Genomic DNA, 12,755 nt, shown 5'->3' on the forward strand with positions numbered 1-12,755 from the left:
CTCCAGCGTAGCGAACCCTCCTCCATGATTATAGTGAAAGGCTCCTTTCCCATAAAAGAAGACGAACAGCCCGATGCGTTGGCGCTGGTGCAAGCGCTTGCTAGTGCGTCGCGGGGGGAGCGGGGATGTTTGGCCTATGAAGTGTATCTGCAGGCCGATGCGCCACGAGTAATTATGGTGTGGCAGCAGTGGTCGAACCTTGATGCGCTGGAAATCCACTTTGGCTCCGAGCACGTGGGCGCCTTCCTGGATGCCATTCCCGACATGATTGATGGTGATGTCACTTCTGCTCGGTTTGATGTGTCCAGCATGGATGGCGACCCCATTGTAGAAGAGGTGGGCGAGATTGTGCCCATGGTGCTGGCGGACAATATTATTTTGCACTGACTCCGCGTTTTCCACTTGGCCCTGCGCTGGCCCTTCTCGCTTATCGTTACTTCCCGTTTATACGGTTCGCAGTTTCCCATCGGTGTTGTGTCGTGGTTGGTCAATGTCTCCCGCCTCACTCTGGGTTACTCTGTTTGGCTCAGGCAAGGTTCAGCGTCGGCTGTGCCCTGGCAAGGCTGAGTAGGAGTAACCATGAAAACCCGTATCGACTCCGTCGAAGATATTATTCGCAGTTTCTCCGAACAGGGATACATTTGTAGCGAGCGTATTGCGTTGGCGGTGTATCTGGCGGCGCAGTTGCACAAGCCGGTACTGGTAGAGGGTCCGCCCGGGGTGGGAAAAACCGAACTGGCTAAAGCCGCGGCGGCGTTTCTGGAAGCACCGCTCATTCGCTTGCAGTGTTATGAGGGGCTGGATGAGAGCCGTGCCTTGTACGAGTGGAAGTATGGCAAGCAGTTGCTGTACACGCAGCTTTTGCGTGACAAGCTGGGCGGTATGCTAGCGGACACTGACAGCCTGGAAGCCAGTATGGATCGCCTGGGTGACTTGGGCGAAGCTTTTTACAGTGAAACGTTTCTAGAGCCTCGCCCTCTACTGCATGCGTTGCGCAGCGATGAGCCCGCGGTGTTGTTGATTGATGAAATCGACAAGGCTGATCAGGAATTTGAGGCATTTCTGCTGGAGCTGCTTTCTGATTTCCAAATTTCCATCCCCGAGCTAGGCACAGTGAAGGCGAAGCACCAGCCATTGGTATTGTTGACCAGTAATGATCAGCGTGAATTGTCTGATGCGTTAAAGCGGCGCTGCTTGCACCTTTATATTCCTTACCCGGAAGCTGAGCTGGAAGCGAACATTGTGGCGGCGCGGGTACCGGATCTGGATGTTAGATTACGTGAGCAGTTGGTAGCGTTTATTCAGTACCTGCGAGAGCAGGATATGAAGAAGCTGCCGGCGATTTCCGAAACTCTGGACTGGGCGCGAGCGCTGGTCTTGCTGCACGCGGATTCACTGGAGCAGCAGCAGGTTGCGGATACACTTAACCTCGTGTTGAAGACCGAACAGGATGTGACTTTGGCGCGGGAGCTGTTACCGGCTTGGCTGCGTAAGCTGGACAAACGTTAATGCCAACCCGTCGCCTTTCTGAATTTGTGCAGGCCCTGCGTGGTGCAGGGTTACGGATTTCGCCGGATGAAGCGACCCAGGCTATGGATGCCGCTGCGTTGGTGGGCTACCAGGGCCGACAACGTTTTCATGATGCCCTGGCGATGACGTTGGTGAAGCAGGAAGAGGACCGCTCGGCCTTCGAGGAGACCTTTGCGCGTTTTTTTGCGGTGACGTCTGATGTTCGCTCTGGCTTATCATCGCAGAGCGCACCGCGTGCCATGCCGGCTGCGGTGAACGAGGTTGGCGAAACGAGCGAGAAGGGTCGGACAGAGGAGGTATTTGCTGATCTGACCACCCAAACCCCTGCCCAATTGGATCAACGCCTTGCCGAAGCTGCGGCGCGAATGGATTTCACTCAGATGGAAGTGATTACCCAGCAAGGACTGTATACCCGTCGATTACTGATGAACATGGGCATGGGGGCTGTGGATGATCGTATTCTAGAGCTGGATAAAGGGGGAGCTCTTTGTCTGGCTCGGGCGGAAACACTGCGGCAATGGAGGCAGGAGGTTCGTGAGCAAGCAGCCGACCATGTGCGACGGCAATTTCTTCTGCACGGTGCCGGTAAAGGGCGGGCGCTGCGCGAGCAAACCATGCGTGCGGTGCCCTTCCGGCACTTGCGCGAATTTCAAGAAGTAAAAACATTGGTGCGACGCATGGCGCGGCGCCTGGCTAGTCTGCATCAGCGGCGCATGAAAAAAAGTCGACGAGGCATGTTGGACGCGCGACGCACTTTGGTGGCCGGTATTCGTCACGATGGCATACCTATGCGATTGCATTGGCGCCAGCGGCCAGTTCAGAAAAGCCGAGTCATGGTGATTTGTGATGTGTCCAGTTCGGTGAGTGATGCCGCTCGTTTTCTGCTGCAGTTTCTGTACGCAATGAATGATGTGTTACCGCGGGTACGCAGTTTTGCGTTTGCGTCACGCTTTGATGAAATTACGGAGGATTTTCAGCGCTACAGCCCGGATGTGGCTGTGGGTAGGGTTTTGGATCGTCTGTCTGGCAGCGGTACGGATTATGCGGAAATGTTTGCGGATTTCTGGCGTCGTTGTGAACGGGAGTTGGATAGTCATACCACGGTTATTATTTTGGGTGATGCACGAAATAACTATCTTCCTGAGGGTGCCGAGGTGTTACAGCAAATCCGTCGGCGGGTGAAACAGGTATGGTGGCTCAACCCCGAGGCTCGTTCTCGCTGGAATAGCGGGGATGCGGTGATGGACCGCTATTTGCCCCATTGTCGGATGGCTCGCCAATGCGCTTCACTGGATGACCTTGAACGGATTGTGGATTCGCTGCTCAAGGGGCTAAATTAGCACGCTTTGTGCGCAAGCGTTACCTTTGAGAGTCTGAATGATTCCTGGCTTTTGATGGGCGAGGCCCTGTGCTGCGAAGGGCCTGCCGCAATGTGGTTTGTAGGCGCGCAAGGTTCACTGGCTTGGCCAGATGACCGATCATGCCCGCGTCGCGGCAAGCGCGGATTTTGTCCGGTATCGCATGGGCGGTGAGTGCGATGATAGGTACCCAGGGTAGACGGTTTTCTTGTTGCAGTTTGATGATCGCCCTGGAGGTTTCAAAGCCGTCCATGTCCGGCATTTCACAATCCATTAGTATTAGATCGAATGGTTGCGTGGTGGACATGAGTACGGCGATGGCCTCCAATCCGCTCTCCGCCACTTCTGTCTCGTAGCCAAGTTTCTGACATAGCCCCTCGGCGACCATCAAGTTGATATGGTTGTCGTCGACGATCAGCAGTCGTCCTTCGAATAGCACCGATTGGTTGTCGATGGCAGGTGCTGTTGTACAAGTGTCCGCGCGTTCGGTGCAAGGAATGGGCAGCCTGAACCAAAAACGAGAGCCTTGTTTGGGCTTGCTGTCTACCCCGATTTCTCCCCCCATAATTTCCACTAGTTGTCGACAAATCGCTAGCCCCAGGCCGGTGCCACCATAGCGTCGGCTGGTGGAGCTGTCGCCTTGCTGGAAGTGATCGAAGAGTCGCCTTTGTTGTTCTTCGGAAATACCCGTGCCGCTGTCTTGCACTTCAAAGTATAGGTAGTCGCTGTTAGCGGGGTCGCGCTGTGCGCGTACGGTGATGGTGCCATTGTCGGTGAATTTCACTGCGTTGCTGATCAGGTTAACCAAGATTTGCCGAAGTCTTACTGGGTCGCCTAAGCAGCGTTCGCTTACGTTAGGAGCAACGTCGAGGGTCAAGGCGTTGGAGTGAATCTGGGCTTTGTGCTGAAACAGGGTGAGGGATTCATTGAGAAGGTTGAACAGGTTGAAGCTGGTTTGCTCGATGGGCATCTTGCCCGCTTCGATGCGAGAGTAATCTAGGATGTCATTGATGAGATTCAGCAGGCTATTGCCCGATTGCTCGATTACATTCAGGTTGTGGCGTTGTTCATCGTTTAGGGGGGAGCCCTTGAGCATGTCCACTGTGCCGATAATGCCGTTCAATGGGGTGCGGATTTCGTGACTCATGACGGCTAGAAATTCACTGCGGGCATTGAGTGCGGCATTAAGTTCGCTGGTGCGCTCGCTAACACGCTGTTCAAGAATCTCGTTTGCTTCATTCTGAATTCGGGCATTTTCACTTTTCAGTATGGTCATGCGGTGGGCTAGAGCAAACGATAGAAGGAGTGCTTCGATAAACGTCCCCATCGGCATGATGTTTTCCAGCAACCAGCCGCCATTGATAAGCTGAAATGTCTTCAGAATATAGGCCATGGTGGCTAGAGCAACAGCGGTGAAGGCTAGCAGGAAATAGCGTGCGGGGCTGTAGCCTTGCCGAATTAGCCAGATGGATAGGGCGATGGCAACAAGCAGCCAGGGCAGGATAATGGCGGTGCTGGCCTGAATGAAAAAATGGAAATCAATCAACGTGAGTGGGGCAAAGAGAATCAGCACGGTGGCGGTTGCGACCAGTCCGCGGTTGATGGTCGGTGCGCGTTTTTTTAGCTCGAGAAACTGGCAAGTAAAGAAGATAGAAAACGCGAGGGTGAGTAGATTTAAGATAGGTATAGAGTAATGATTCCACTGCGTGGCTTGTGGCCAAAGCCATTGATAGCTTAGTCCTTCGCGAGTGAAAATGTTGAGGGTGAAGGTGCCTAAGTAAAGAACATATAGTAGATAGCTGCGATCCCGGATGGAGATAAATATCAGCAGGTTAAACAAAAATATGGCAACCATCGCTCCGAAATATAGGCCATAAAAAATAGTGACTTGGGTGTCCTGTTGATTGAACGCCGTTGCTGACATAACGGAGACCGGCAAATCAATCACATTGTCGCCTTGGGCACGTAGCAACAGGTAGCGCCGCGTATTTATCGGAAGGTTGAGCGTGGAGACTAGGTGACTATGAGCGAATGCCCGAGTATGGAAAGGAACACGGTCGCCGAGGCGATTGTGCCATAGCCGCTTACCTTGTTGGTCGAAAAGGTAGATGTCGAGATAGTCTAGATGGGGGCGGCCCATGCGGGCAAACCATAAAGACTGGCCACTCTGGTTTTCGATGGGGATGAGAAACCATTGCAAGCCTTTACGAAAACCTAGAGAAGGGTACTTATCATGAATTTTCTCGCCCTGGTCATCGAGAAAAGCCTGCAGAGCCATTTCCGGACTGTAGGCTTGCTTGGGGTCTGCCAGCCATTGCATGCCGTGGGCCGCTTGGTAACTGTCCTGCTCATCGCTAAGCGTCAGGCTATGACCTGAGATCGCCAGCATGAGCAGGAAGACGGTAGCAATTCCCTGCTTGAAGATGAGAAGCCCCTGTGTCATTCCCGGCCCTGTTATCGCTGTTATGTGGATACGGCGTTAGTGTGCGCGATTCATTTTACAGAATTTACCGTAGTCTCTGGAACTGTGCGACATATACGGCCTCGAAATGGGTGACTTAACGGAAAAGGAGTCCTGTATGAAAGTCATTATGCGTAATGCGCTGGTTTTGTCTTGTTCATTGATCGTGGCACCCGGTGCCTTTGCGGTCGGCCCGTACATTGGCGGTAACTACAGCCAAATTCAGTACGATAACGAAGAGTATGACACGGATACCCTGAAAATCGACTCGGCCACGATCAATGCCGGGTATGAGTTTACGGATTTTCTGGCACTGGAAGCTCGGGGTGGTTTGGGTTTTGATGAGGATTCCCAAGGTATTGTCGATTTCGACATGGACCATCTGTACGGTGGGTATGTGAAGCTGAGCGCCCCTATCGGTGAGAAAATTCGCCCTTATGTTATCGGCGGGTATACAAAAGTGAAGGGTGAAGTATCAGCCAATGGCACGCTAGCGGGAGTGGATTACTCCTACAGTGATACTGAAACCTTTGAAGATGAATCCTATGGCGCCGGTTTGGACTTTAATATCACTGATACGGTTGGAGCCAACTTGGAATACATGCGTTATGTGGATACCGATGAGGAAGAAATCTCCGGTATCAGTGTTGGTCTGCGTTCTGCGTTCTAATGTCGGCAGATCACACTGAGATAAAAAAACCCCTCCAAGTGAGGGGTTTTTTTGTGTCGCTTTGCAGAGGTTACACGTTGTGTGCTGCATGTAATTGAGCAGTCCGTGATGCTTAGTCCCCGGCGATGTTGATCGCTTTTTCCAGGTTCGGTCGAAAGGCCGTGTTTACGCCCAGTTTCATCATGGTCCAGTAGTGCCCGCTGATGACCCGCTCAACCAGTAGGCTGCGCGAGGAGGGCTGGAACTTGAGAATTTGTTCTAAAGGGGTGCGTTTTACCTGACGCATGATGTCGGTATGGAGTTGTGAGTGCCCGAAGTCGTAGGGCTCGTCATCAAAGGCTCGCAGCAGCAATTCGATCCAGACCGCATAAAAATCGCTACTGACCTGGGTGTCCTTTTTGCGTGCCCCCAGTTCCATTAGCATTGTGTCCAGAGTTGTCCATTCCTTGTTCATCGCCGCGCGCACGAGCCGTTTTAGTAAATCAGCATCTTGCGGGGGGAGTCGCTTCACTGCGCCAAAGTCATAGATCACGATGGAGCCATCGGGGCGAAATGCAAAATTACCGGGGTGGGGGTCGCAATGGACGGCACGTAACTGAAAAATTTGTTGGCCGATGGCATCGAATAGTCGCTCCCCGAGCAGGTTGCGAGTGGCCTGGTCGAAACCATGTTCGTCGTCGACCTGGTCTAGGGGGATGCCGGTTTCGTAACTCAGGGTCAGCACCTTTTCACTGGATAAAGCTGGAAAAACCTGGGGAATGACCAGCCATGGCTGTTGCTGATGAAATGCCTGAAAATGTTCCAGGTTGGAGGCTTCCTGAAGGTAATCCAGCTCCTCGTGGAGCTGGCTGCGAATTTCCCTGAATACGGCATCCAGTGCTGTTTCATCCACTTTCAGTAAGCTGCCGAGGCGCAGAATACGGCGTAAGTGCTTCATATCTGAATCAATGGATTCCTTGACCGCAGGGTACTGTACTTTTACCACTACTTCGTCGCCTGCCGGAGTCAGGGCATGGTGTACTTGACCAATGGACGCTGCGGCAAAAGGCTGGTCTTCGAAACGGGCAAATAATTCATCCAGCGGGGCGCCAAGTTCGCGCTCCAGTTGCCGTCGAATCACATGGAAGGGCATGGGGGCGGAAGCATTCTGCAGAATTTTCAGTTGATCACTGATTTCCGCGGGCAGGATATCCTGCATCTGCGATGCAATCTGGCCGACTTTCATGACCGCGCCTTTCATCTCCCCCAGCGTGGCAGCCACCTCCTTACCAATATATTGCAGCAGTTTTTCCCGGTCAGCGGCTTTGGATTGGTCAGACTGGAACAGCCCTTTGACCTGATGGCCGGCCACCCGAGTGGCGATTGAGGTGGTCATGCCGGTGAGCCGAAACAATCGGCCGGTGGCAGTGGTGGGGCGTTTTCGGCGACGATTGTCGGCCATGGTAAAACCTCGCGGGTTTTCTTGTTATTTCTGCGGCTGTGTTTACGGCTGCGTTAAGGCTAGCGCCATGCATAACGTATGCACAAGGTGCGATAGTGCCATAAGGCGACGGGAGGGCGGGGTCTTATTGATAGGCTAGATAAAGAAAAGGGGCCCAAACGGGGCCCCAAAGGGAGAGTAAGACAGAGTTTTAAAACAACACGTACTACATTTTCACAGCAAAACAGGATCAGTCGCGTTTTTCGCCAGTGGAAACCAGCTCATTGAACAGTTTCTCACCTTCTTCGCGGGCAGTGGCAACGGCGCCAAGACTTGCCAGCAGATATTCATTGGTTTCTTCGGCTTTTTCACCGCGTTCTTTCTTGCCAGCTTCAAGCAATTTTTGGTACAAGGCTTGGCGCTTTTCCGGGGCGCTGTCGAGCAACTCGCGGGCAGCGACCAGTGCGCCACGGCTTGCTAGCAGGGCCTTGGGTTTGCTCTCAGCTTCTTCGCCAAATGCTTTAGAGCCGGTTTCAACGTATTTGTTGAATAGCTCTTCAGAGCCTTCTTCGGCTTTTTCGTAGGCACCCAAGCCTGCCAAGTACAGCTTGTTACCTAGCTGCTTGGCACGGTTTACCAGAGATTCGCTTTGTTCGCGGAGATCTTTCAGCTCGCCCATGTTGATCAATCCTTAACGTTGTCCGGTGTTAAAAAAGAAAAACTTCGGTGCAACGTTTGTTGCGTTGCGTGGATAAATAGTAGGGATTACTGTAGGCGAAGCAGCTACAAATCGTCCAACAATTGGACGATAAGTGGTGAGCGGCGAAGCTCCAAGGTGTGTGCCCAGCAATGTTAGTAGGCCAAGCTGGCGTAGCCGGAGTTGCTTCCCGTGCGGAGGAGGACGAAGAAGGCTCTGTTCTGTTGTCGGGGGCGATTTGCCTTAAGCTGAGCTCCGACGTGAAGCAGGTGCAGATATCGTTGCATCTGGCGGATCCGCCATGGCCCATGTGGCGAGGAGTGTGCCAGCAAGCTGTTTTATTTTCCTTTAACAACAAACTCTTAAGCAATTGAAGTATGGCGCTGCATGCTCAGGACGGCGGCGGTGGTTGCAAGTGATGATGTTGGTAACTATTCGCGCGAGCTGGCTCTGTTACACCTTCTTGGTCGTGGGAAATCCTGGCCAGTAGTTGATTGTCCTTTCGCCCCGATGTTGCGCGCTCGGAGGGGCGTTCCTGTGAGGTATAACTTGGCGAGGACTTGGTTTGTTGGCAAGTGAACAGGAGTTACTTGTCACCGTTGCGTGGTGAGGTTATGGTTGTCTATTCGGTCATTTTGGGCCAGCGCAGCGTAATCGGAATGCAGTCATGACAATTCTAAAAATGGATCCGGAGGAATACTCCGTGTCGGCGGAATATCTAGCCTTGTTGTTGGCGGTCTTATCCCGCCGTGGTGTTGCCACTGAGACTTTGCTTGAAGGCACTCGAATCGAGCCCGGCTGTTGGCGTAATCCGCAGGCGCGGATCACCGCGCAGGATTTTGAAAGGGTCGCCATCCGCGCCATCGAGCTGTCCGGGGAGCCCTGGCTGGGTTGGGAGCTTGGTGCGTCGATGACGCTATCTTCTCACGGTTTTCTTGGTTACGCCGCCATGAGCAGCGCTACCCTTGGTGAGGCACTGGAGTTGGCGGTTAAATATTTCCGCACCCGCAGCACCTTGGTGCAGCTGGAAACCTTTACTGATGGCGACATGGCGGTCATGCAGATTAATGAATTGCTGGCGCTGGGAGAGCTGGCTCCGCTGATTATGGAAAGCCTGTTTTCAAGCTTCCATTTTATGGGTGAAAAGCTGGTTCCGGGGCAGGAAGTGATTGGTGAGCTGCGTTTCTCTTATCCAGAGCCTGACTATTTTGCTCGCTTGCGGCCGGTGATGCCGGTGCCAGTGTATTTCGATTGTGCCTACAATCAAATGCGCTTTCCGGTGGAGCGCATGAAATACACTTTACAGTTTGCGGATCCGCGTCTGGCCAGAATGGCGGCAGATCAATGTGAGCAGGAAATGGCGACGATCAAGTTGCCGCCGCCTTTGTTGGGGCAGGTGCGGCGGATCATTCTGGGTGGCGGTGGCCGCTTCCCTGGGGTGGAAGAGGTAGCTGGTGAGCTGCATATGTCGTCACGCACCTTGAAACGCAAGCTGCAGCAATTAGGTACCAGTTACCAAGAGGTGCTGGATGGGTTACGTAAAGGTCTGGCGGTGGAATATCTGACTCAGTCCGAGAAAACCGTAGATGAAATAGCGATGACGCTGGGCTATTCCGATGCCTCCAACTTTGCCCGTGCTTTTCGGCGCTGGACGGCCCGTAGCCCGTCGGATTACCGGCCATAGAATCGCCCCGTGAGGTTAGAGGTTGAACCCTAGCGGGGGGGATTGTTTCAATGTCGGTGGGATGACGGCTTAGTTGGTCGTTCCTGTAGCCAGCAATAGTCAGTTAAGGACATATTATGGCCATGCTTCATCCTCGCCTAGCTGCCGATACCGGTGCTTTGGGAGAAACAGATTTGTGCTGGTTGCGTTGGATGAACGATCAGCGTTTTGCTTGGATTATCGTGGTGCCCAAGCGTGACGGGCTACGAGAGTGGCACCATTTGCCGATGGATGAACAGCAGGCGCTGTTGGTGCAGGTGAATGACTTGGCCGGTCAGCTTGAGCGTATTACTGATGCGGATAAGATCAATATCGGTGCGTTGGGAAACATGGTGCCGCAGCTGCATATCCATATCATTGCCCGCTATGTCGATGACCCTTGCTGGCCTGGCCCGGTATGGGGGCAAGGGACGCCGCAACCTTGGGCGGACGGTCAAGTGCCGGGTTGGATTGCCGAGTTGGCGTTGGCGGACGGTGTAATCACGGGAGGCTGTTGATGGCTGAGTTGTTGCCAGTGACCGTGCAGTGTCCCCATTGCTGGGAGTCCATCGAGGTTTTGGTGGACCCCTCTGTGGAGGAACAGGAGTACGTGGAAGATTGTCAGGTGTGCTGCCAGCCGCTGCTATTCACCGTGCAGTTACCGTTTGGCAGTGACTCGCCGCAAGTAGAGGTGCGGCCGGAGAATGAGTAGTTGGAAGCTTAAAGTTGCAACGCGGGTTTGGGTGGGTGCTGGAAAGCGTATTGTCAGTGCTTTTCAAGGTTAAACGTTTAACTCACCCCTTTCGGTCGATATGCCCTAAATCCCTTTCCGGGAATAGGGCGTCCCGTATTCGCCGTTTTAACTCGGTAATCTCCGGGAAGCCGCCATCTTTTTTACGTTCCCAAATTTGTTGACCGTTAGCTTCAATCCAGAATATTCCACCGGTACTGGGCCGCAAGGCCACTTCATCCAGTTCATCGCTGAACGTTGCTAGTAATTCCTGGGCATACCAACCGCTACGCAGCAGCCAGTTGCATTGGCTGCAGTAGTGAATGACAACGCGGCTGCTGGGCATTAGGGGGTGTCGTTGCCGGCCAAGAATGCCTGCATTTTAGGGTCAGTGAGCATGCGGGTGATGGCGCTGCTGAGTATCTCGTTGATCATGGTTTGGTTACGGTTGGCGGTGGGGGTGAGCGGCAGGTCGTGGACTACGCTGCTCTTATAGGTGCCGATGTGTACCACGTCCGCACGGCTTGCTTCGGCTAGCAGCGTCAGCGACAGGGTGACTTCGTTAACCACTGAACCTTCTTCAGGCACATAGTCCAGCTGCTCCAGCCGAACTTCCAGGCGGGTGGCGTCGGCGCCGGCATTAAAGGCGTTGAACCCTTGGTTTTGCAGGCCTTTGCGTACAGCGTCTTCGATGGCGTTTTTCACGTCATTGGCGGGTTGTACTAGGGCGGTTTCTTTATAGACGCCGCCTCGAGTGCCAAAAGCGCTCTGCTCGCGGGAATCTACGGCGATCACTTGGACGGGCTCATTGTGGCCGATATTGGCGGCTTCCACATCCGCTTTCGGGGCCACGGTAATCATTTGTGGGCTTAATGCGCAACCGGCAAATAACGTGGTTGCGGTGAAAATCAGGGCTGCACGCAGCATGGTCACTCCTTGATTCGTGGGTGCGCTCAGTAGGTGCGCTTTAGTGATTCTTCTGCCAAGCGGAACAGGGCGTCCTTGTAGGGAGACGCCGGTACTTGAGCGATGGCGTCCAAGGCAATGCGAGTCTGTTCTGCGGCCTTGTCTACCGTATATTGAAGACCGCCGCTGGCGCGAACGGTTTCAACTATTTGTTCTAGGTGCTCTAGCCCTCCGCTGCGAATGGCATCCTTGATCAGTGTGGCCTGTTCTGCAGAGCCATTGGCAATGGTATGGATCAAGGGCAGGGTGGGCTTACCTTCGGCGAGGTCGTCGCCCACGTTCTTGCCTAGTTCACTGGCGTCGCCCTGGTAGTCGAGCACGTCGTCGATGAGCTGGAAGGCGATACCCAGGTGGCGGCCGTAGGTGGCAAAAGCGTCCACGTGGTCGCTGACGTCATTGGCTCCCAGTACGGCCCCGGTTTCCGCGGCGGACTCAAACATCTTTGCGGTTTTGTGGTGAATCACCCGCATATAGTTGTCTTCGCTGGTGTTGGGGTCGCGCACGTTGATCAGCTGCAACACCTCCCCTTCGGAGATCGTGTTGGTGCTTTGCGAGAAAATATCCAGCAGCCGTGGGTGGCGCAGGGCAACCATGAGTTGCAGGGCACGAGAAATCAGGAAGTCTCCCACCAGAACGCTGGCAGCGTTGCCCCATACCGCATTCACGGTGGGACGCCCGCGTCGTAGGTTGGACTCATCCACTACGTCATCATGAAGTAGGGTGGCGGTGTGCAAAAACTCGATAATCGCCGCCACATCCACGTGGCGGCTCCCCTGATAGCCGGAGGCCCGAGCGCAGAGTACGGCGATTAACGGGCGAAGCCGCTTGCCGCCAGATTGAATGATGTAATCGCCCACTTCACGGATCAAGGGGACGTTGGAATCCAGGTGGTGACTGATAAACTGGTTCACCGCCTCGAAGTCGTCATCGACGACGGCATAAATAGCCTTGAAATCCATGTGTTCAGGTCCAGACAAAGGGTGGTGCGACAGCGGGCAATGCTAGCAGTGGCTGGCGGGTAGTCAAGGAAACCACAGCCCCCGTAGTGACTGGGGCAACAGCAGCGCGAAAGGCTTGTGAGTTCCGCTTGTTTCGCGTACACTTCGCGGCCCAATTTCATCCTCTGCCTGGCTTGCAAGTGGTGATGGCCGTTTTCTGCGCTGCTAGCGCGTTAGTAAGACGGTAAAGTCGCCCGCCTGAGTGGAGTTGTGCTGGAGCACA

General features: G+C 54.0%; 13 protein-coding genes. 7 read left to right on the forward strand and 6 right to left on the reverse strand.

The features are described 5' to 3' along the window. Window positions 1-24: 24 nt before the first annotated feature. The 3 genes from AS19_RS02285 (at window position 25) to AS19_RS02295 (ending at window position 2,870) form a co-directional block, all read left to right on the forward strand. Window positions 25-387 carry a putative quinol monooxygenase gene (locus AS19_RS02285; RefSeq protein WP_011587725.1) on the forward strand — a complete coding sequence of 121 codons (363 nt, stop codon included), beginning with the start codon at window positions 25-27 and terminating at the stop codon, window positions 385-387. 192 nt (window positions 388-579) lie between these two features. After that, complete coding sequence (locus AS19_RS02290) at window positions 580-1,509, forward strand: MoxR family ATPase (protein WP_011587726.1); 930 nt, start codon at window positions 580-582, stop codon at window positions 1,507-1,509. Continuing rightward, window positions 1,509-2,870: a VWA domain-containing protein gene (locus AS19_RS02295; RefSeq protein ID WP_046961659.1), complete on the forward strand. Its 1,362-nt coding sequence runs from the start codon at window positions 1,509-1,511 to the stop codon at window positions 2,868-2,870. The genes AS19_RS02290 and AS19_RS02295 overlap by 1 nt, the downstream gene beginning before the upstream one ends. Before the next feature lie 19 nt (window positions 2,871-2,889). Here the strand turns inward: AS19_RS02295 and AS19_RS02300 are convergent, their stop codons facing one another. Beyond that, window positions 2,890-5,331 (reverse strand): hybrid sensor histidine kinase/response regulator, encoded by a 2,442-nt coding sequence (locus tag AS19_RS02300; RefSeq protein WP_046961660.1) that lies wholly within the window; start codon window positions 5,329-5,331, stop codon window positions 2,890-2,892. A gap of 136 nt (window positions 5,332-5,467) precedes the next feature. On the opposite strand from AS19_RS02300, the gene AS19_RS02305 reads away from it, so the two are divergent. Further along, a complete protein-coding gene (locus AS19_RS02305; RefSeq protein WP_011587729.1) occupies window positions 5,468-6,019 on the forward strand; it encodes a porin family protein in 552 nt (183 codons plus the stop codon). 112 nt (window positions 6,020-6,131) lie between these two features. On the opposite strand, the gene AS19_RS02310 is transcribed toward AS19_RS02305, so the two are convergent. Next, window positions 6,132-7,460 (reverse strand): AarF/ABC1/UbiB kinase family protein, encoded by a 1,329-nt coding sequence (locus AS19_RS02310; RefSeq protein ID WP_046961661.1) that lies wholly within the window; start codon window positions 7,458-7,460, stop codon window positions 6,132-6,134. A gap of 229 nt (window positions 7,461-7,689) precedes the next feature. After that, on the reverse strand, window positions 7,690-8,118 hold the full coding sequence (locus AS19_RS02315; protein WP_035459284.1) for a phasin family protein: 429 nt from the start codon (window positions 8,116-8,118) through the stop codon (window positions 7,690-7,692). Between the two features lie 685 nt (window positions 8,119-8,803). Here AS19_RS02315 and AS19_RS02325 point away from each other — a divergent pair. From AS19_RS02325 to AS19_RS02335, 3 genes are all read left to right on the forward strand, one after another. Further along, window positions 8,804-9,820 (forward strand): AraC family transcriptional regulator, encoded by a 1,017-nt coding sequence (locus AS19_RS02325; protein ID WP_011587732.1) that lies wholly within the window; start codon window positions 8,804-8,806, stop codon window positions 9,818-9,820. A 116-nt stretch (window positions 9,821-9,936) separates the two neighbouring features. Continuing rightward, a complete protein-coding gene (locus AS19_RS02330; protein ID WP_046961663.1) occupies window positions 9,937-10,356 on the forward strand; it encodes an HIT domain-containing protein in 420 nt (139 codons plus the stop codon). Then, window positions 10,356-10,550, forward strand: coding sequence for a CPXCG motif-containing cysteine-rich protein (locus AS19_RS02335; RefSeq protein ID WP_035459280.1), 195 nt, complete (start codon window positions 10,356-10,358; stop codon window positions 10,548-10,550). The genes AS19_RS02330 and AS19_RS02335 overlap by 1 nt, the downstream gene beginning before the upstream one ends. A gap of 82 nt (window positions 10,551-10,632) precedes the next feature. On the opposite strand, the gene AS19_RS02340 is transcribed toward AS19_RS02335, so the two are convergent. The 3 genes from AS19_RS02340 to AS19_RS02350 are packed head-to-tail and all read right to left on the reverse strand — an operon-like array spanning window position 10,633 to window position 12,493. Beyond that, window positions 10,633-10,914 carry a SelT/SelW/SelH family protein gene (locus AS19_RS02340; protein ID WP_046961664.1) on the reverse strand — a complete coding sequence of 94 codons (282 nt, stop codon included), beginning with the start codon at window positions 10,912-10,914 and terminating at the stop codon, window positions 10,633-10,635. Beyond that, entirely contained in the window at window positions 10,914-11,495 is a 582-nt protein-coding gene (locus AS19_RS02345) for a YajG family lipoprotein (protein WP_035459278.1), read from the reverse strand. Before AS19_RS02345 ends, AS19_RS02340 begins: the two co-directional genes overlap by 1 nt. 26 nt (window positions 11,496-11,521) lie before the next feature. Next, complete coding sequence (locus AS19_RS02350; RefSeq protein WP_041704811.1) at window positions 11,522-12,493, reverse strand: polyprenyl synthetase family protein; 972 nt, start codon at window positions 12,491-12,493, stop codon at window positions 11,522-11,524. Between the last annotated feature and the right edge of the window lie 262 nt (window positions 12,494-12,755).

The organism is Alcanivorax sp. NBRC 101098 (assembly GCF_001010505.1).
Lineage (GTDB): Bacteria > Pseudomonadota > Gammaproteobacteria > Pseudomonadales > Alcanivoracaceae > Alcanivorax > Alcanivorax borkumensis.

Excerpts from the sequence above, each read along its gene's own strand:
- AS19_RS02285 (WP_011587725.1), top strand. The coding sequence starts at position 25 with ATGATTATAGTGAAAGGCTCCTTTCCCATAAAAGAAGACGAACAGCCC.
- AS19_RS02290 (WP_011587726.1), top strand. The coding sequence starts at position 580 with ATGAAAACCCGTATCGACTCCGTCGAAGATATTATTCGCAGTTTCTCC.
- AS19_RS02295 (WP_046961659.1), top strand. The coding sequence starts at position 1,509 with ATGCCAACCCGTCGCCTTTCTGAATTTGTGCAGGCCCTGCGTGGTGCA.
- AS19_RS02300 (WP_046961660.1), bottom strand. The coding sequence starts at position 5,331 with ATGACACAGGGGCTTCTCATCTTCAAGCAGGGAATTGCTACCGTCTTC.
- AS19_RS02305 (WP_011587729.1), top strand. The coding sequence starts at position 5,468 with ATGAAAGTCATTATGCGTAATGCGCTGGTTTTGTCTTGTTCATTGATC.
- AS19_RS02310 (WP_046961661.1), bottom strand. The coding sequence starts at position 7,460 with ATGGCCGACAATCGTCGCCGAAAACGCCCCACCACTGCCACCGGCCGA.
- AS19_RS02315 (WP_035459284.1), bottom strand. The coding sequence starts at position 8,118 with ATGGGCGAGCTGAAAGATCTCCGCGAACAAAGCGAATCTCTGGTAAAC.
- AS19_RS02325 (WP_011587732.1), top strand. The coding sequence starts at position 8,804 with ATGACAATTCTAAAAATGGATCCGGAGGAATACTCCGTGTCGGCGGAA.
- AS19_RS02330 (WP_046961663.1), top strand. The coding sequence starts at position 9,937 with ATGGCCATGCTTCATCCTCGCCTAGCTGCCGATACCGGTGCTTTGGGA.
- AS19_RS02335 (WP_035459280.1), top strand. The coding sequence starts at position 10,356 with ATGGCTGAGTTGTTGCCAGTGACCGTGCAGTGTCCCCATTGCTGGGAG.
- AS19_RS02340 (WP_046961664.1), bottom strand. The coding sequence starts at position 10,914 with ATGCCCAGCAGCCGCGTTGTCATTCACTACTGCAGCCAATGCAACTGG.
- AS19_RS02345 (WP_035459278.1), bottom strand. The coding sequence starts at position 11,495 with ATGCTGCGTGCAGCCCTGATTTTCACCGCAACCACGTTATTTGCCGGT.
- AS19_RS02350 (WP_041704811.1), bottom strand. The coding sequence starts at position 12,493 with ATGGATTTCAAGGCTATTTATGCCGTCGTCGATGACGACTTCGAGGCG.